The organism is Arthrobacter sp. NPDC090010, assembly GCF_044748305.1.
Lineage (GTDB): Bacteria > Actinomycetota > Actinomycetes > Actinomycetales > Micrococcaceae > Arthrobacter_E.
In genome coordinates, this window is the sequence record NZ_JBIVFT010000002.1 from 496260 (window position 1) to 514843 (window position 18584).

Sequence of the window (18584 nt, forward strand, 5' to 3'; positions counted from 1 at the left end):
GACCTGACACGGAACCCCCGCCCTGGAGCGGGGGTTTTGTGCTCCCACCCCTTTTTCGTCATTCGCGCAAGGAGTGCCCGTGTTCCGACTCTCAGAGCTCTCGCTCGCCAATAGAGCGCTGATCGCGCTGGTGACCATCTTCGCCGCCGTCTTCGGCGTGATCACCATGGGATCGCTGAAACAAGAACTCATCCCCTCGATCGAGTTCCCGCGGATCTCCGTGCTGAGCACCATGCCCGGCGCATCCGCCGAAGTGGTGGACAAGCAGGTGGGCGAACCCCTGGAACAGGCTCTCGGGGGTGTCGAATCAGTTGAATCGATCACGTCCACCTCGCGCAGCGGCGTCTCCACGGTCAGCCTCAGCTTCGCCTACGGCACCGACCTGGACCGCGCCCGCAACCAAGTGGACCGGGCGATCTCCACGGCGCGGCGCACCCTGCCGTCGTCCGTGGACCCGCAGTCCTTCGCCGGCAACATCAACGACTTCCCCGTGGTGTACCTTGCAGTGTCCTCTGATCAGCCGCTGAGTGTGCTCAGCGAGCAGCTCAACCGTCTGAGCGTCCCCCGTCTTCTCAAGCTCGACGGCGTCCGAGGCGCCGACGTCAGCGGCGCCAGCGGTCAGTACGTGTCCATCGTGCCCACTCCCGGCGCACTGGAGCAGCATGGGATCACCGCCCAGGCCATCCGGCAGGCACTGAAGGACAACGGAACAGTGCTCCCGGCGGGGACCATCGCCGATCAGGGCAAGGAACTCTCACTCCAGGTCGGCACTCCGGTCGGTTCCCTCGATGCCGTGAAGTCGCTGCCTTTGAGCGGCGCCAAGCCTGCTGTCACCATCGGCGATGTCGCTCAGGTGACGCTCAAGGACGATCCCGCCACCTCGATCACCCGGACCAACGGCGTCCAGACCCTCGCTCTCTCGATCACCAAGAAGCCGGAGGCCGACACCGTCGCGCTCTCGCACGCCGTGCAGGACGCCCTGCCCGCGCTGCAGGCGGAACTGGGTCACGGAGCCAAGTTCACGACCGTGTTCGATCAGGCCCCTTTCATCGAGAAATCGATCAAGGACCTCACCACCGAAGGACTGCTGGGTCTGGGCTTCGCGGTGGTCGTCATCCTCCTGTTCCTCCTCTCGGTCCGCTCCACCCTGGTCACGGCGATCTCGATCCCGCTCTCGCTCCTGATCACCTTCATCGCCCTCGGCGCAGCGAAGTACTCCTTGAACATCCTCACGCTCGGTGCCCTCACGATCGCGATCGGCCGCGTGGTGGATGACTCGATCGTCGTGATCGAGAACATCAAGCGCCACCTCAGCTACGGCGAGGACAAGAAGACCGCGATCCTCAATGCCATCCGCGAGGTGGCCGGCGCCGTCACCGCATCGACCTTGACCACGGTGGCGGTGTTCCTGCCGATCGCCTTCGTCGGTGATATCGCGGGCGAACTCTTCCGTCCCTTCGCCTTGACCGTCACCATCGCCCTGATCGCCTCGCTTTTCGTCTCCCTGACGATCGTTCCGGTGCTGGCCTACTGGTTCCTCTCCTCCGGTGACACTCGTGGAAAGGAACAGGAGGAGATCGAGCGCGAGGCACATGCCCGCGAGGAACGTTCCTGGCTGTCGCGTGGCTATCTGCCCGTGCTGCACGCCACGCAGCGTCATCCGGTCATCACCCTCACAGCCGCCGTGCTGGTCCTGGTCGGGACCTTCGCCATGACACCACTGCTGCCCACCAACCTTCTGGGTGATTCGGGCCAGAACAGTCTCAGCGTTCGCCAGTCCCTGCCCGCCGGAACGACGCTCGCCGATGCCGACAAGGCGGCATCGAAGGTGGAGACGGCCCTCAAGGGGGTCGACGGCGTGCAGGACGTCCAGGTGATCCTGGGCAATGCGAGCTCGGGGTACGGCGCCATGCAGTCCAGCGGCTCCTCCGACGCAAACTTCACGGTCATCACCGACGAGAAGAAGGATCAGGTCAAGCTTCAGGATTCCGTACGGCAGGCACTTGACGGGCTCAACAACGCCGGTAAGATCACCGTCGGTTCCCAGCAGGGCGGTTTCGGCTCCTCCAGCACCGTGGACGTGACCATCACCTCGGGTGACCCCCAGGCGCTCAGCCAGGCCTCGGATCAGCTGCTGAAGAGTTTCGCAGGAATTCCCGGGAGCACCGGGGTCACGACCAACCTCGCATCCTCCTCACCCGTGGTGCAGGTCGAGGTCGACCGGGCCAAGGCCGCAGCACTCGGACTCTCCGAACAGCAGATCGGCGGGCTCCTCGTCAGCGCGAGCAATCCGCCCCTGGACGTCACCCTGCGCCTGGGCGTCACGGATTACTCCGTCCGGATCGGTGAGGCAACCCCGTTCGGCAGCATTCAGGAGCTGAAGGACAGCAAGATCCCCGGCACTCCCCTGCCACTGTCGTCGGTCGCCACCGTCAAGCAGACGCAGGTGCCCAGCAGCATCACCAGCAGCAACGGCCAGCGGACCGCCGTCGTCTCGGTCACTCCCGACGGCGACAAGCTGGGTGCCGTCAGCACGGAGGTCACCAAGCGTCTGGACAGCCTCACTCTCCCGGCCGGTACGACGGCGGCCATCGGCGGCGCCACGACCCAGCAGGCGGACTCCTTCCGTCAATTGGGTCTGGCGCTGCTCGCCGCGGTCGCCATCGTGTACGTGATCATGGTGGCCACCTTCAAGTCCCTGGTTCAGCCGCTGATTCTGCTGGTCTCGGTGCCCTTCGCAGCGACAGGCGCCATCGCGCTGCTCCTGCTCTCGAGGGTTCCGCTCGGGCTGCCTTCCCTGATCGGCATGCTCATGCTGGTCGGCATCGTGGTGACCAATGCGATCGTCCTGATCGATCTCATCAACCAGTACCGTAAACCGGCACCCGGGCGTGAGCCTCTGCGAGTGGCGGACGCCATCGAACACGGCGCCCGGCGTCGTCTGCGGCCCATTCTCATGACGGCGGCGGCCACGGTCTTCGCGCTCACGCCCATGGCTCTCGGTCTGACGGGCGGCGGAGGATTCATCTCCCAGCCGCTCGCGATCGTGGTCATCGGAGGCCTGGTCTCCTCCACGCTGCTGACGCTCGTCCTCGTCCCGGTCCTCTACCGGCTCGTGGAGGGCTCGCGGGAACGCCGTCAGGATCGTAAGCTTCAGCACCGGCACGCCGCAGCCGAAGAAGCCTAGGAACCGTTCCGGGACGTCATCGGGTGAAGGCGTCCCGGGGCACACGGCTCAGCAGCAGAGCTGACACCAGGGCGGCTCCGCCGCTGAGCCCCCACACCACGAGGTAGCCGGTGAGCGGGGCCGCGGTGGAACTCACCTCGGCAGCTCCGTGGATCAGAGCAATGCCGAAGACCGCGGAGGCGACCGCACCGCCCAGGGTCTTCGTGGCGTTGGTCAGCCCAGTGGCCATGCCGGTCCGGCCGTCGGGCGCCGCGCTCGCGGCCGCGGCCGGTAGCGCGGCGACAAGCGCCCCGGATCCCAAACCGGCGACACCCATGTTGAGCAGGACCTCCGCCAGGCTCGCGTGCCATGGCAAGAACATGAGATAGCCGATACCGACCAGGAGACTTGCGAACTGGAGCACCCTTCGCGGCGACGCCCAATGGCAGGCGACCGGGAAGAGCAGGGCACCGGCCAACAATGCCAGGACGTAGACCCCGATGATCATGGATACCTGGCCGGAGCTCAGGCCCAGTCCATAGCCATGAGCCGAGGGATCGGTGCGAGCGAATGTCGAGAGGGGCGCCTGCGCCCCCAGGACGGACACTCCGAACAGGCCGGAGGTGAGAAAAACCGGCCAGAGGCTGCGGTCACGCATCATCCGCACGTCCAGCAGAGGCTCCTTCGCCCTGAGTTCACGGCGGATCAGGGGGAACACCAGGAGCAGTCCGAAGAGCAGTGCCACCCAGCCGCTCCAGTCCCCCGGCCCGTTCAACCGCATGAGGCTGAGTCCACCCATCACGGCGAGAAGAGCCGCAGCGAGCCAGAGGAATCCCGGGGCATCCAGAATTCTGCTCACGGAGGCGTCCGGCTGGTCGGCCGGGACGCCGAGCGCGACGGCGACGCAGCAGAGGCTCACCGCGACGGCCGGAACCGCGAGAACCCACGCCAGGTGTGCCGCCCAGAGCTCACCGAGGGCCCCGCCGGCCAGTGCGCCGGCAATCACTCCGAACTCCAACGCCCCCACGAGGATGCCGGCGGCCTTCCGAGTGGACGCTGCGCTGTCCGAGGGAGCACCGCCGTCCGCGGCTGAACTGCGCTGGGCGGCTGGGCTGCGCTGGGCGACTGAACTGCTCAGGGCGACTGAACTGCTCAGGGCGGCTCGCTTCGAGGCGCCGTGGATGATGGCGATCTCCAAAGGGAGCCAGGCGGTGTAAAAGCCCATGAGAGCCCAGGCGATCAGGAAGACCGGGAAGGATGGCGCCAGGACCAGACCCCAGGCGGCGATCGCCGTCGCCACCGCGGAGAACAGCAGGATTCTGCGGTGCCCCCACAGGTCCCCCAGCTTCGCCAGGAGCGGGACAGCGACGGCGCTGACCATCAGCTGCGTGGCCTCAAGCCAGTTCACATCGGCGTCCCGGATACCCAGGTGCCGTGCGATATCGGTGAACAGGGGCGTGTAATAGCCTTGAATGATCCCACTGCTGAGTTCCACCAGGACCAACACGGCAACGATGCGGCGCATGTCCGGAATTGTCGCAGCCGCGCCGCCTCCGCACCAGGGTTTCGCACCATGTGTTCGACGCCACACGGGGAACGGGGAATAGCCTGCACGCGACGAACGCTCACCGGAGTACAAGTAGATGCAAATGCATATACTTGCTACAGTTGAAACCGGCCCGCTCGATCAGCCAGGAGGCACAGATGCAATTCGGAATCTTCTCCGTGAGTGACATCACCACGGATCCCACCACGGGAACCACGCCCACCGAGCACGAACGGATCAAAGCGATCGTGGAGATCGCCAAGAAGGCCGATGAAGTGGGCCTGGACGTCTTCGCCATCGGCGAGCACCACAACCGCCCCTTCTTCTCCAGCTCCCCCACCACCACCCTGGCCTACATTGCGGCCCAGACCAAGCGCATCACCCTTTCGACGTCCACCACGCTGATCACGACCAATGACCCGGTGAAGATCGCCGAGGACTTCGCGATGCTCCAGCATCTGGCGGACGGCCGGGTGGACGTCATGATGGGACGCGGCAACACCGCCCCGGTCTACCCCTGGTTCGGCAAGAACATCCAGGACGGCGTCAACCTGGCGATCGAGAACTACAGCCTGCTCCGCAAGCTCTGGGACGAGGACGTGGTGAACTGGCAGGGCCGCTTCCGCACGCCGCTGCAGAATTTCACCTCCACGCCTCGCCCGCTCGACGACGTCGCACCCTTCGTCTGGCACGGATCCATCCGGACGCCGCAGATCGCCGAGCTGGCCGCCTACTACGGTGACGGTTTCTTCGCCAACAACATCTTCTGGCCCAAGGAGCACTACCAGAAGCTCATCGGCCTGTATCGCGAACGCTATGAGCACTATGGCCATGGCACCGCGGAGCAGGCCATCGTGGGCCTCGGCGGTCAGTTCTTCATGCGCCGCAACTCCCAGGATGCGGTCCGTGAGTTCCGCCCCTACTTCGACAACGCCCCCGTCTACGGACACGGCCCGTCCTTGGAGGACTTCACCTCGCAGACTCCGCTCACGGTCGGCAGCCCGCAGGAGGTCATCGAGAAGACCCTCTCGTTCCGCGAGACCTTCGGCGACTACCAGCGCCAGTTGTTCCTGCTCGATCACGCCGGCCTGCCGCTGAAGACGGTTCTGGAACAGCTCGACCTGCTGGGCGAGATCCTTCCGGAGCTCCGCAAGGGCTTCGCCGAGGGACGGCCGGCCACGGTACCCGAGGCGCCGACTCACGAGTCCCTGCTCGCTGCGAAGCTCGCGAAAGAAAGCACGGCGTCGGAGCAGAGCGCAACCGCCCTTGAGGACGGCGTTCGATGAGCAAGAACCCGTCCGTCAGACTGGCCGCGGCGTGCTGGGAGTCACTGTTCCGCACACAGGTGGCGGTCATGCGGCGCCTCAATCAGGCCCCGGCATTTCGCCAGGTCGGCGTGAGCCACAAGCTGAGCGTCAAGGAGTACGACGTCCTCTTCACGCTCAGCCGGTGCCCCAGCGGATGGCTGCGACTGCATGAGATCAATGACCGGGTCCTGCTCAGTCAGTCCAGTCTCAGCCGCTTGGTGGAGCGCCTGGAGAATCGCGGTCTCATCGAACGGCAAGCGGCCCCCGAGGACGGGCGGGGCATTCTGATCAGACTCACCGACGAAGGACGCTCGGTACAGAAGGAGATCGGACGGGCTCACGTCCGAGACATCGCGGCGCTGGTCGGGCCCGTGCTCAGCGAGGACGAGATGACCGAGCTAATGCGCCTGACGGAGAAGCTGAGGGCCGGGCTCCCCCCGTCCTGAAAAATCCTCGACGCACAGCAGAGGCTCCGGTGCTCATGCCCATGGCACCGGAGCCTCTACTGCCTACCGCGCCGGTTCTCAGTCACTCAGAGAAGCGGCGGAAATCCCTCACCACTCAGGAGTGGGAGGACCTGCGACGGGCGACCAGCCAGACGAGAGCCAGCACCCCGAGGGCGCCCGCTCCAGCGGCCGCCATGAGGACCCGCTGCATCACGCTGGACGCCTCTGGCGCAGCGGACGTCTCGGCCGCCTGAGCCGCGGGCTGGACCTCGGACTGTTGCACGTCGACACGGCCCTTGGCATCGAAGCCTCCGGCGGAGCCGCTCTTGTCGTAGCTGCTTCCCGGCTGCTTGTCTCCGTAGGCCGTAGCCACCTTGTGCTGATAGCCGGCGATGCTGATCGGGGCCTTGCCGATGGATTCGACGGCGGAATCATTGAGCGCCCGGACCTGCTGGCCCGACACCGAGTACCAGGCACCGATCTGAGGTTCGAGCAAAAGCTCGCCGCCCTTGGCCAAAGTGGCCATCTGTCGCTCAGTGTCGCCGCTGGCCACATTGACTGCCTTCCAGGAGCCGGAGGCATCCGGTGCCGTGAAAAGCGTCTGCTTGCTGGCACCCTGGTTTGTGGAGAACGCCACGTAGTACAGCGTTCCCGGCTCCTTCGAGCTTCCTTGCACGAAACCTGGGCTGAGCGCGTACACGGGGATCGCGGTCGGCTCGATCTTCAGAGCCGACGGCCCCTTCGCCAGGGCATCAGCCGCTGCGGACACTCCCTGCTTGGCCAGTCCTACGGCCGGCTGCGAGGCCTGCGCCTTCACGGCCTGCTGAATCAGTGTTGCGGCATCCTGGGAGGTGGCTGCAGCACGGGCCTTGGCCTGGTCCCCCTGACCGAGAGGTGACGCCTGCGCCGCCGAAGCGCCCAGGAAGGTGCCCGCGACAAGTGCGGAGACACCCAGAATGCGAAGCCCTGAACGGTGGCTGAAGTTGTTCTTCCTCATGATCAGGCCCCGATTCCGTAGAGCGTGTGCGTCCAGCTGAAGGTGTTGTTGGACACGTACCAGGAGTACGTGGAGGTGTTGATCCTTGGGTTACTTGCCCACGGATCGTGGTACTGAACGGTGCTGTTGGATGCGTCATAGCCGATCAGCGTCATCATGTGACCTCCTCCGGAAGACCACAGGATGCGGGTCATGACCGGACGGTTGGCCGAGATCTGGTTCTGCAGCGTGCTGTAGGAGATCGTGTTGCTGATGTAGCTGCCGGCCGACAGACCGATCGTTCTGAACGCCTGCTGATCATTGGCAAGAGTGGCCTGATTGTTCGCGCAGCTCGCGTTGACCGCGTTGCCGAACGCCATGTTGCAGAACTGGTTCTGCGAGTACTGCTTGTAGCCGAAGTAGTTGGCGACGCTGTTGCCGGTGGCGGCCCAGCACCAATTGCTCTTCTCTTGCGCCTGTCCCGTGTAGTTGAGATACCACGAGGCTGGGGCGGCCTGCGCCGCAGGCGCGGCAAGCAGACCCATGGACAGGGTGAGACAGGCGGTCAGCATGGCCGCCATGATGGTCAGGCTTTTTCGAATCCCGCGGAATAACGATTTCACGCAAACTCCTTCCGGCGCCGATCAGGCGCTGAACTCAGGGAACATGACGGGTTAAGGGTCGCTGACAAAAGCTGTCAAGACAAGAGAAAATTACGTAAATGTCCAACATTTTTTGAAGGCTTCACGTCTCAGCGATCTCACAGCGGATTCCTCAGAACCCACAGGCACGCGTGAAAGACTGAAGCCATGAACAGCACGACGGACCTCCCGGGCCGGCAGGCCGCGAGCGGCGAGCACCGCCCGGGGTTCGACCAGAGGCCCGCCGCAGACGGAGCAGAGGCCACCACGGCGTCGTCCGCTCGTGCGCGTCTGACCGGGCAAGTGCTGCGTTTCACCGCCGTCGGCGTCGTGTGCACTCTTGCCTCGATGGGGCTCTTCGCCTTCCTCCGGCCCTCCCTCGGCCCGCAATGGGCCAATGCCCTCGCGCTGATCTCGACCTCGGTCCTCAACACTGCCCTGAACCGCGCCGCGACCTTCCGCATCAAGGACAGGCGTGGGGCTGCGCGAGACCAGGCCCGAGGGCTGATCGTCATGGGTATCGCGTGGGTGATCACGGCATCCAGCCTGGTGATCCTGCACTGGTTCCTGCCGCATGCCAGCGTCACCGAGGAACTATGGACCACCACACTGGCCGGGTTCCTGGCCACAGTGGTCCGCTTCGCACTGTTCCGTCAGTGGATTTTCCGCCGGGCCAAGGACGCCTGAGCGGCCCGACTGCCGGCTAGGACGGCATGAACGTCCGCATGACCTCCCCGACGGCACGCGCCGTCGTCTCCAGCTCCAGTTCCGTCGTGCCCGCGCCAAGACTGAAACGCACCGCCGTCAACGCCACATCAGCCGGATAGCCCATGGCACTGAGCACGGCGGAAGGTTCGGTGGAGCCGGCGGCGCATGCCGAACCGCTGGAGCAGACGATTCCGCGCCGCTCAAGCTCCAGCAAGGTGGTCTCCCCCGCAACCCGGGGGAAGCAGAACGACGCCGAAGAAGGCAGTCGGCTGGAGGGATGCCCCGTCAGTTCGGCGCCCGGCACGGCTGTGAGCACGGCGGCCACGAACCGATCCCGCCGTTGCGCCAGAAGTCCCGCCTGTTCGCGGCGTTCCGCATCCGCGAGTTCCAGCGCCGTCGCGAAGGCGAGCGCCCCGGCGACGTCCTCCGTTCCGGAGCGGCGCCCTCGCTGTTGCCCGCCGCCGTGGACGAGAGGTTCGAAAGGCGTGCGCGCCTTCAGATACAGCACCCCGTTGCCCTTGGGCGCACCCAGCTTGTGACCGGCCAGACTCAGGGCATCCACCCCCAGGTCCTTCACGTTCAACGGCAGGGAGCCGGCGGCCTGCACGGCATCACTGTGGAACGGAACCTCTGCCTCGTGTGCGACGGCGGCCAGCGCCGCCACGTCCTGCACCGTGCCGACCTCGTTGTTGGCGTACATGACACTCGCCACAGCGGTCCGTTCCCCCAGCAGCCCTGCGAACGCCTCCGCGTCGACCGTGCCGTGCCGGTCGACCGGCACCACGTCGATGGCGAATCCGTGCATCCGGGCCAGGAAGTCAGCCGATTCTACGACGGCGGGATGCTCGATGGCGCTGATCAGGATCCGGTCCCTGACCGGTTCACGCCGCCGCCGGCCCAGCGCGATGCCTTTCAATGCCGCGTTGTCCGCCTCGGTCCCGCCCGAGGTGAACATCAGCTCGGCCGGCCGGCATCCCAGAAGCGCGGCGGTCCGTTTCCGGGCATCCTCCAGGACGTTGCGGGCCGCGTCCCCCACCTCATGATGGCTTGAGGCGTTCCCGAAAGTACCGGAGAGCACCGGCCAGATGGCGTGGAGGACCTCGGGCCGTACGGGCGTGGTGGCGGCATTGTCGAGATAGATCACGGCGTGCTGCGGACGCTGATGTCGATGTCGAGCCCCAGATCCAGCGCCGCGACGCTGTGGGTGAGCGCCCCGGAGGAGATCACGTCGACGCCGGTGGCAGCGATGTCCGCGATCGTCTCCAGCCGTACGTTCCCGCTCGCCTCCACGATCGCCCGGCCGTCCACCTGACGAACCCCCTCCGCCAGGTCCTCCAAGGAGAAGTTGTCCAGCATGATGGTGTCCACCCCCGCGGCCAGGACCGGTTCGATCATGTCCAGGCGGTCCACCTCGACCTCCACGTGGACCGTATGGCCCAGCCGCGACTTGCCGTCCAGCAGGGCCTCCGTGATCTTCGACGGATCGCCGCCGGTCAGCACCGCCAGGTGATTGTCCTTGACCATGACGGCGTCGGAGAGGCTGTACCGGTGGTTATGGCCACCGCCGCAGCGCACGGCATAGCGCTCCAGGGCGCGAAGCCCCGGCGTCGTCTTCCGCGTATCGGCCACCCGTGCCGCCGTTCCGGCGACAGCCTGGACGAGCGCGGCGGTCGCCGTGGCGATGGCACTCATGCGCTGCACCAGGTTCAGTGCGATACGTTCGCCGAGCAGCACGGCCCGCGCCGGACCCTGGATTCTCGCCAGCACGGTTCCGGCGTCGAAGGACGCTCCCTCGGAGACCAGCAACGTCACCCGGACGGACGGATCCACCAGCGCAAAGACGCGAAGCAGCACGGATCCTCCACTGAGGACCCCTGGGACCCTGGCGCGCAGCACCGCGTCCGCCGTCGACTCCACCGGAAGATAAGCCTCCCCTGTCAGATCGCCGTGCGAGGAGTCCTCCTCCAGCGCATTCAGGATGATCTTGTCCACTGCCCGAGGCTCCGGCGGGGCCAGGTAGGAAACGGTGCTCTGTTCTGCGGTCTGGGTCACGGGACGGACACCTTCCTGCTGTTCTGCCCCGGCTGGCCGGGGACTGGGGGAACGACGGCGGCACCGCGAGTGCGCCAGCCGTAATGCTGGACTTCCGGCTCGGCTTCGGGTGGCGCGTCAGAGCGGAAATGGGCCCCGACGCTCGCGGAGCGTGCCAAGGCCCCTGCGACCAGGGCCCGCGCCGCGAGCACACTGTGCCTGAAAGACGGTTCGAGAGTGCGCTCGGCCAGCCAGCTGTCCAGGATCACGGCAAGACGGCTGAGCGCCTCGCCCGTGCGGGACATCCCGGCATCGGCCGTCATGAGCGATTGCAGGACGGCGAGATCCGGGGCAGGGACGTCCGCAGCATCACCGATCCAAGCACTGGGGACGGGAAGGGAACCGACGGTCAGTTCCCCGCGCGCGTCGCAGGCCTCCGTCCTCTCCTCGGCGATCGCTTCGACGGCCCGCCGTGCGAACACCAGCCCCTCCAGAAGTGAGTTCGACGCGAGACGATTCGCGCCGTGGACGCCGGTGCAGGCCACCTCGCCCGCGGCCCACAGGCCCGGCACTGAGCTCCGGCCCCACAGGTCCGTCGCCACTCCGCCCATCCAGTAGTGCGCGGCCGGGGAAACCGGCACGGTCTCATGCTCCCAGTCGATGCCGGCCAGCGCGAGGGCCGCGCTGATGCTCGGGAACCGCCGGGCCAGGAAACCGGGGCCGTGACGCTCCGCCAGGGGCCTCGCGTCCAGGAACACCGCGCCTTCCGGAGTTCCGAGTTCGTTCAGATGCCGGGCGACGGCGCGCGAGACCACGTCCCGCGGCGCGAGCTCGGCCAGGGGGTGGTAGGCCGGCATGAAGCGCGTTCCGTCCGCATCCAGCAGCACGGCGCCTTCGCCTCGGACCGCCTCCGAAATCAGCCAGCCGTCCTGTTCCTGCCCCGGCAAGCGCAGCGCCGTCGGGTGGAACTGGAGGAATTCCGCATCCGTCACCACCGCGCCGGCCTCCAAGGCGAGCCCGATTCCCTCGCCGAGGGCTCCGGCCGGGTTGGTGGTCCGGGCGTACAGCCGCCCGGCGCCGCCGGTGGTGAGCAATACGTGGACCGCCGGGAGCGATTGCCGCCGCCCAGAGCGCTCGAACACCACCCCTTGCACGCGGTCCTCGTCGCCTGAATTCCGCATGAGCGCCGTGACTGTCGCGTTCTCCAGAAGGACGACGCGTCCTTCCAGAGCGAGGTCCAGCACTGCTGCGATCAGGGCTTTCACCAGACCCGCGCCGGTCGCATCCCCACCGACGTGCAGAATACGGGCATGCGAATGGGCCGCCTCCAAGCCGAGCGCGTAGCCGCCGGAAGGATCGCGGTCGAAGCGGACCCCGAAGCGTTCCAGGCTCGTGATGTCCTCCGCCGCCGAAGAGCACAGGATCCGTACCGCCTCCGGATCACCAAGGCCGGCCCCTGCCGCGAGAGTGTCCTGAATGTGTGCGGCCACGGAGTCCCCGGGAGCGCGTTGCCTCTCGGGCAGCACGGCACAGATGCCTCCCTGAGCGGCTGCGCTATTGCTGTCCTCCAGCTCACCCCTGGTCAGCAGCGCCACGTTCAGGCCCGACTCCGCGGCGAGCAGCGTGGCGTAGAGTCCCGCGATACCGGAGCCGACGACGGCGAGCTGCACGCCGTCGTCGACGGCGCCGGCGGGGCGTGTCATGGCCTGGCCGCCAGCATGCGTTCAAGCGCCACACGGGCGCCCTGCTGAACGTCCGGCTCGACCTCGATCCGGTTCACCACGCGCCCCGCGACCAGTTCCTCCAGCACCCAGGCAAGGTAGGCCGGATGGATGCGGTACATGGTGGAGCAGGGGCAGATCACCGGATCGAGGCAGAAGATGGTGTGCTGGGGGTACTCGGCGGCGAGGCGGTTCACCATGTTGATCTCGGTGCCGATGGCGAAAGTCGTCGGCTCGGTGGCAGCGGCCACGGCCTTGCGGATATGGTCCGTGGAGCCGGCGGAGTCGGCCGCGTCCACCACATCCATGGGGCACTCGGGGTGCACGATCACCGTGACGCCCGGATAGTCCTCACGGGCCTTCTCGATCTGGGCCACCGTGAAACGCTTGTGGACCGAGCAGAAGCCCTGCCACAGGATGACACGGGCGTCCTCAAGCGCCTCTTCGCTGTTCCCACCCAGTTCCTTGCGCGGGTTCCACAGCGGCATCTGTTCCAGCGGAACGCCCATCGCTTTCGCGGTGTTGCGGCCGAGGTGCTGGTCCGGGAAGAAGAGAACGCGCCGGCCGCGTTCGAAAGCCCATTCCAGGACGGTGGCGGCGTTCGAGGATGTGCAGACGATACCGCCGTGCTCGCCGCAGAACGCCTTGAGCGCTGCGGAGGAGTTCATGTAGGTCACCGGAATGACCGGGACCTTGCCCTCGGAGTCCGCCTCGGAGCCGTAGATCTCCTCCAATTGTTCCCAGCACTCCTGCACCGAGTCGATGTCGGCCATATCGGCCATGGAACAGCCGGCCGCGAGGTTCGGCAGGATGACCGCCTGGGCATCGGTGGAGAGGATGTCCGCGGTCTCCGCCATGAAGTGGACGCCACAGAAGATGATCGCCTCGGCATCCGGACGGGTCAGCGCAGCGTTGGCGAGCTGGAAGGAGTCACCGATGAAGTCGGCGTGCCGCACCACCTCGTCGCGCTGGTAGAAGTGCCCCAGGATGACGGCACGGTCCCCCAGAGTCTGCTTGGCCGCCAGGATCCGCTCATGAAGCTCTGCTTCCGGGGCCTGCTTGTACTCGGCCGGGATCTGAGCCTGCCGAGGGGTCGCAGCGGGTGCCACGTCGGCGCTCGAGGCTCCCGGACCGTAGGCGGGGGTGCCTGCTGCGGCCTCGGCCGCGTCATATTCCCAGGGGCCGGCCGCCAGATCGGTGCTGCACGTGCCCTGAGCCGCGCTGGAGGACTCCGCCTCTGCACGGGTGATGAGCTGGATGGTGGCGTTGACACTGCTCATGAGGGGTTCCTTGGGTTCAGGGTGGGGTTGCTTGCAAGGTCAGGGTCGCCGTTCCGCGCCGGCGGAGCACCGGTGTAGCGGTAGAGGCGGGGCGGTCTGTGCTTGCCGCCCTGCAGATAGCGTTCGCTGGGTTCGATGTCCGGAGTGTTCTTCACGTGGCGACGGAAATTGGCCGGATCCAGGGGCTTGTCCAGGACCGCCTCGTAGACCTCGCGCAATTGGGCCAGGGTGAAGTACTCGCCGAGCAGGTGATAGGCGATCGAGGCGTACTCCATCTTGGTGCGGAGCCGCCACAGGGCGTACTCGACGATCTCCTGGTGATCGAATGCCAGATCCCGCACCCGGTCGGCACGGAACCAGCGGACGTTCTCCTCCTCGCCCGGGAGCTCCGCCTCCCCCGACTGGACGAGGGCCCAGTAGACGATGCTGACCACTCGCTGCGAGGGTGACCGGTGCAGACCTCCGAAGGCGTACAGCTGCTCCAGGTACCGCGGAGCCAGACCCGTGGTGTCCAGGAGGTTGCGGGAGGCCGCTTCCTGGAGCGATTCGTCGTGGGACAGCGGACCGCCGGGCAGCGCCCAGAGCCCTTTGAAAGGTTCCCTGATCCGCCGGACAAGGGGCAGCCAGAGCGTGGGCCGGCCGGAGTTCTCGCTGGGCTTCAGGGCGAAGATGACCGTGGAGATGGCCAGCGCGGGTGGCGCAATGCGGCGCTCGGCGACGTTACCGGAGGCATTGGCCTGCGGATGGCCGAGCTGACGGTGCCATTCGCTCATGTCCTGCCTCCTCCACTCTTAGTTAGAGTCAATATGACCCTAACTAAGAGTACTGCGAGGCCCGGCCTCAGCACAATGTGACGTGCTCCTCACCCGGTAGAGTGAAAGCCACGTGATCGGCCGGCCAACCACGACCCGGTGCGACAGCTTTCCAGGAGGGAGAAGGACATGCCCCGGCACAGTGGCCAGAGCCCTACGCACACGGTGGAGGGAAGCGATCCGCAGCTCAACGTGGAGGTCTTCCGCGGCGAGTACGACGCCGGCCTGCCTCCCGTGCTGCTGATCCACGGGTTCTCTTCCAGCATCGATCTCAACTGGGTTCAGAGCGGATGGACCCGGGACCTCCTGAAGGCCGGCCGCTGGGCGATCGCCGTCGACCTTCCAGGTCATGGCCGCAGCGACGCACCCGCCGACATGGACTCCTACTCCCCCGGCAAGATCCGGGCGGATCTGCTCCAGGCCGTCACCGACGCCGGGGCGCGCCCGCTTCAGGAAGGAGACACGGCCAGCGGACTCGACGTCGTCGGCTATTCCCTGGGCGGACGGATCGGCTGGGAGATCGCCGGAACGCAGCGCGGACTGGTGCGCAGAGCCGTGCTGGGCGGGCCCAGCCACAATGACCCGCTCGCCGAGTTCGACGTCGTCGCCGCTCAGCAGCACCTCGCGGACGGCACGCCGATCGCCGACCAGTCGACCGCGGCTCTGTTGAAGATGGCGCAGCTGGTGCCCAGCAACAACATCTTCGCGTTCCTGACTCTCATCGAAGCCGCCAAGGTGGAGCCCTTCGATCCGACGGATGCCGTCCCCCACCAGGACATCCTGCTGGTCGCCGGGGCCGACGATCCTCGCGCAGCCTCCCTCCCGACGCTGGCCGGGTTGGTGAAGCAGGCCGGAGGACGCTCGGAGACCCTTCTGATCCCGGGACGCAACCACACCAACACCGTCACCAGCAGGGCCTTCAAGGAAGCCGCGCTCGAATTCCTCGCCCGCTGAGTCCCGGCGCCGCGACGGCCAGGGCTCAGCGCATGGTGCGCAGCAGGCGCGCGGCCAGCAGACCGAATACGACCAGCAGCAGTGCCGCCCCTCCAGGCACCAGGAACGCGGGATGCGAGCCGCCCCATTGAGCGGCGACGCCGGCCACCGCATAACCGAGCGCCGTACCGGCGACGATCCCGCTGGACAGCGCTGTCATGACGGTGGAGAGCCGTGCGGCCGGCGCGATCTGCGCGCCGATGGCGAACACCGTGACCATCATCGGCCCCACGGCGGTCCCGAGGATGAGCAGGACCGGGATCACGGTGCCCAGATTGAGCGGCAGCAGGAACAGCGCACAGCCCGCGGCCAGGAGCACGGCACAGGAGACCCAGCGGGCTCCGTGCGTGAACCGCTCTGGCCAGGCTGCGATGGACAGCGCGACCACGGCTGAGCTCAGGCCCATCGCGGAGTAGAGCAGGCCCGCCAGTTCCGGATCGGCGAACTCACCGGCGAACGCGCTGAGCGCGGCCTGAGTGCCGCCGAAGAAGGTGCCCATGCAGACCATGGCCAGCACCGAGAGCACCACCAGGATACGGCGCGCTCCGCGATCATCGTCCGTTTCCTCCCTGGAGGCGGGGCCGGCGTTCGCCCCGGATGACTGCGGTGCCTGCGCGCTCGGGTGCGCGGCGAAGAGCGGCACCAGAACGAGCGTCAGGGTGGCCGCCAGGACCAACGGGAGCCAGGGTGCGAGGAAGGCCGCCAGGACCCCCACCAGGGCCGGCCCCAGAACGAAGGTCAGTTCGTCGCTCGTCCCTTCGAAGGACATCGCGACGTCGTTCAGGCCCGCCGGCGAGCCCGGCTTCCTCTTGATCAATGCGATCCAGCGGACACGTGACAGCGGGCCCACCTGCGGGGATGTGAATCCGCTGGCGAAGGAGGCCGCCACGATGGCGGGTATCGCCGGTTCCGTGGAGGCGAGGCAGGAGACGAGCAACAAGATCAGGGCGACGACATTGGCCGCCGCGTAGGCGAACAGCACCCGCCGCTGGCCCAGGCGGTCAGCCAGGAGGCCGACCACGGGAGCGCCGAGAGCCGAGCCGATCCCGACCGCGCCCGCGGCGAGACCCGCGACCGCGTAGGAATGAGTGACCGCCGTGACCAGGCTCATGGTGCCGATGGTCAGCATGGCCAGGGGCAGGCGCGCCAGAAGGGTGAGGGGCACGTACCAACCGCCGCTCAGGCGCGGGAGTTGAGCGTACTGCCGGAACATCCCGGCGATCCGCTCCCAGGCGGAGACGGTGGAAGGTGAGGCTGAGGATCCGGCAGAGGTCTTCGGGGGCGCCGTCATGGGCTGCACTCCTGGAGGAAACGATGCTGAAAGCAGTGCGCACCGTCCCTACCACCCGATGCGCCGGACCCTTTGTACTCCGTCCAGTATAGGGCGCGGAGCACCGCTTCCCCCTCATATCCCCAGGGCCGGAAGGACCTCGCGCACTTCGCCGCCCGGGCCACTAGGCTGGGAAACGGTCACGGCGGAAGGAGCCAGAGGAACATGCACGAGGTTGTCTGCCCCCACTGCGGGAAAGCGTTCACGATCGACGAGGCGGGCTATGCCGAGATCGTCCGGCAGGTCCGTGATAGTGAATTCGAGCGGCAATTGCACGAACGGCTGGAGCTGGCCGAACAGGACAAGGCCCGGGCCGTGGAACTCGCCGAAGCCCGTCTGTCCCGGGATCTTCAGCAGGACGCCGCCGCGAAGGACGCTCGCATCCAGGATCTGACGGCCAAGCTCGACGCCGGTGAGGCTGCCCAGCGACTCGCCGTGGCCGAGGCTTTGCGCACGGTGGAGAAGGAACGTGACAGCCTCGAAAACAGTCTCCGGCAGGCCCGCGATGAGAAGCTCGCCGCCACGGAACTCCTCGAGGCCAGGCTCCGGGGCGAGATGCAGGCCGCCGCCGCAGACAAGGAAGCCCAGATCCAGGATCTCAAGTCCCGGCTTGCCGCCGGGGAAACCGCTCGTCAGCTCGCGATCGCCGAAGCGGTCGGTTCGGTCGCCAAGGAACGCGATCAACTGCAGAACGGGCTGGAACGTGCCGAACTCGAGAAGCAACTCGCGGCCCAGGCGTTGAAGGACAAGTACGAGACTCAACTCCGGGACCGTGACGACGCCATCGAGCGCCTGCGCGATATGAAGGCCCGCCTCTCCACGAAGATGGTCGGAGAGACGCTGGAACAGCACTGCGAGACCGAATTCAATCGCATCCGGGCCACAGCCTTCCCCCGCTCCTACTTCGAGAAGGACAATGACGCCCGCAGCGGCAGCAAGGGCGACTACATCTTCCGGGACTCCGACGACTCCGGCACGGAGATCGTGTCGATCATGTTCGAGATGAAGAACGAGAACGACGGCACCGCCACGAAACACAAGAACGAAGACTTCCTCAAGGAGCTCGACAAGGACCGGAGCGAGAAAGGCTGCGAATACGCGGTCCTGGTATCGCTCCTGGAATCCGACAGCGAGCTCTACAACGGCGGGATCGTCGACGTCTCACATCGTTACCCCAAGATGTACGTGATCCGTCCGCAGTTCTTCATCCCCATGATCACCCTTCTGCGGAACGCGGCGCTGAACTCCCTTCAGTACAAGACGGAGCTGGAGCAGGTGAGGGCTCAGAACATCGACATCACGAACTTCGAGGATCAGCTCGAGGACTTCAAGTCCCGCTTCGGCAAGAACTACGAACTCGCCTCACGTCGTTTCCATGAAGCCATCGAGCAGATCGACAAGTCGATCGCCCAATTGCAGAAGGTCAAGGAATCACTGCTCGGCTCGGAGCGCAACCTCAGGCTGGCCAACGACAAGGCGCAGGACGTGACCATCAAGAAGCTCACCCGCGGCAACCCCACCATGGCCGCGAAGTTCGCCGAACTGACCGAGACGGGGACGGGCGACGAAGGCCTGCCCAAGGATTCCTGAACCGGCGCCGCCGGCCGGCCCGGACGATGCGGGTACG

Annotated in this window: 15 protein-coding genes; 6 read left to right on the forward strand and 9 right to left on the reverse strand. The window is 66.5% G+C overall.

What is annotated here, in order from left to right; genetic code table 11:
* Window positions 1–79: 79 nt before the first annotated feature.
* Window positions 80–3187, forward strand: coding sequence for an efflux RND transporter permease subunit (locus ACIPXZ_RS05110; RefSeq protein ID WP_400591037.1), 3108 nt, complete (start codon window positions 80–82; stop codon window positions 3185–3187).
* 16 nt (window positions 3188–3203) lie between these two features.
* On the opposite strand, the gene ACIPXZ_RS05115 is transcribed toward ACIPXZ_RS05110, so the two are convergent.
* Complete coding sequence (locus ACIPXZ_RS05115) at window positions 3204–4691, reverse strand: MFS transporter (RefSeq protein WP_400591038.1); 1488 nt, start codon at window positions 4689–4691, stop codon at window positions 3204–3206.
* Between the two features lie 179 nt (window positions 4692–4870).
* Here ACIPXZ_RS05115 and ACIPXZ_RS05120 point away from each other — a divergent pair, with 179 nt between their 5' ends.
* Together ACIPXZ_RS05120 and ACIPXZ_RS05125 are read left to right on the forward strand one after the other, a co-directional pair.
* The gene (locus ACIPXZ_RS05120; protein ID WP_400591039.1) at window positions 4871–5998 is read left to right on the forward strand and encodes an LLM class flavin-dependent oxidoreductase; all 1128 of its coding nucleotides are present in this window, start codon (window positions 4871–4873) and stop codon (window positions 5996–5998) included.
* A complete protein-coding gene (locus ACIPXZ_RS05125) occupies window positions 5995–6465 on the forward strand; it encodes a MarR family winged helix-turn-helix transcriptional regulator (protein ID WP_400591040.1) in 471 nt (156 codons plus the stop codon). Before ACIPXZ_RS05120 ends, ACIPXZ_RS05125 begins: the two co-directional genes overlap by 4 nt.
* A 115-nt stretch (window positions 6466–6580) precedes the next feature.
* Here the strand turns inward: ACIPXZ_RS05125 and ACIPXZ_RS05130 are convergent, their stop codons facing one another.
* Window positions 6581–7462, reverse strand: a complete 882-nt coding sequence (locus tag ACIPXZ_RS05130; protein WP_400591041.1) for a hypothetical protein — start codon at window positions 7460–7462, stop codon at window positions 6581–6583.
* Between the two features lie 2 nt (window positions 7463–7464).
* Window positions 7465–8022, reverse strand: a complete 558-nt coding sequence (locus ACIPXZ_RS05135) for a papain-like cysteine protease family protein (RefSeq protein WP_400591042.1) — start codon at window positions 8020–8022, stop codon at window positions 7465–7467.
* Between the two features lie 228 nt (window positions 8023–8250).
* On the opposite strand from ACIPXZ_RS05135, the gene ACIPXZ_RS05140 reads away from it, so the two are divergent.
* The gene (locus ACIPXZ_RS05140; RefSeq protein WP_400591043.1) at window positions 8251–8769 is read left to right on the forward strand and encodes a GtrA family protein; all 519 of its coding nucleotides are present in this window, start codon (window positions 8251–8253) and stop codon (window positions 8767–8769) included.
* 16 nt (window positions 8770–8785) lie between these two features.
* Here ACIPXZ_RS05140 and ACIPXZ_RS05145 read toward each other — a convergent pair whose 3' ends face one another.
* Genes ACIPXZ_RS05145 through ACIPXZ_RS05165 form a run of 5 tightly spaced genes read right to left on the reverse strand, consistent with a single transcriptional unit; the run spans window position 8786 to window position 14595 of the window.
* Window positions 8786–9934 carry a cysteine desulfurase family protein gene (locus tag ACIPXZ_RS05145; RefSeq protein ID WP_400591044.1) on the reverse strand — a complete coding sequence of 383 codons (1149 nt, stop codon included), beginning with the start codon at window positions 9932–9934 and terminating at the stop codon, window positions 8786–8788.
* On the reverse strand, window positions 9931–10842 hold the full coding sequence (gene nadC / locus ACIPXZ_RS05150) for a carboxylating nicotinate-nucleotide diphosphorylase (RefSeq protein WP_400591045.1): 912 nt from the start codon (window positions 10840–10842) through the stop codon (window positions 9931–9933). The genes ACIPXZ_RS05145 and nadC overlap by 4 nt, the downstream gene beginning before the upstream one ends.
* Window positions 10839–12524 (reverse strand): L-aspartate oxidase, encoded by a 1686-nt coding sequence (gene nadB, locus ACIPXZ_RS05155; protein ID WP_400591046.1) that lies wholly within the window; start codon window positions 12522–12524, stop codon window positions 10839–10841. The genes nadC and nadB overlap by 4 nt, the downstream gene beginning before the upstream one ends.
* Entirely contained in the window at window positions 12521–13822 is a 1302-nt protein-coding gene (nadA, locus tag ACIPXZ_RS05160) for a quinolinate synthase NadA (RefSeq protein ID WP_400591047.1), read from the reverse strand. Before nadA ends, nadB begins: the two co-directional genes overlap by 4 nt.
* Complete coding sequence (locus ACIPXZ_RS05165) at window positions 13819–14595, reverse strand: NUDIX hydrolase (protein ID WP_400591048.1); 777 nt, start codon at window positions 14593–14595, stop codon at window positions 13819–13821. Before ACIPXZ_RS05165 ends, nadA begins: the two co-directional genes overlap by 4 nt.
* A gap of 168 nt (window positions 14596–14763) precedes the next feature.
* On the opposite strand from ACIPXZ_RS05165, the gene ACIPXZ_RS05170 reads away from it, so the two are divergent.
* Window positions 14764–15588, forward strand: coding sequence for an alpha/beta fold hydrolase (locus ACIPXZ_RS05170; protein WP_400591049.1), 825 nt, complete (start codon window positions 14764–14766; stop codon window positions 15586–15588).
* A gap of 25 nt (window positions 15589–15613) precedes the next feature.
* Here ACIPXZ_RS05170 and ACIPXZ_RS05175 read toward each other — a convergent pair whose 3' ends face one another.
* Window positions 15614–16918, reverse strand: a complete 1305-nt coding sequence (locus ACIPXZ_RS05175; RefSeq protein ID WP_400591050.1) for an MFS transporter — start codon at window positions 16916–16918, stop codon at window positions 15614–15616.
* 204 nt (window positions 16919–17122) lie between these two features.
* Here ACIPXZ_RS05175 and ACIPXZ_RS05180 point away from each other — a divergent pair, with 204 nt between their 5' ends.
* Window positions 17123–18547 carry a DUF2130 domain-containing protein gene (locus ACIPXZ_RS05180; RefSeq protein ID WP_400591051.1) on the forward strand — a complete coding sequence of 475 codons (1425 nt, stop codon included), beginning with the start codon at window positions 17123–17125 and terminating at the stop codon, window positions 18545–18547.
* Window positions 18548–18584: the final 37 nt, after the last annotated feature.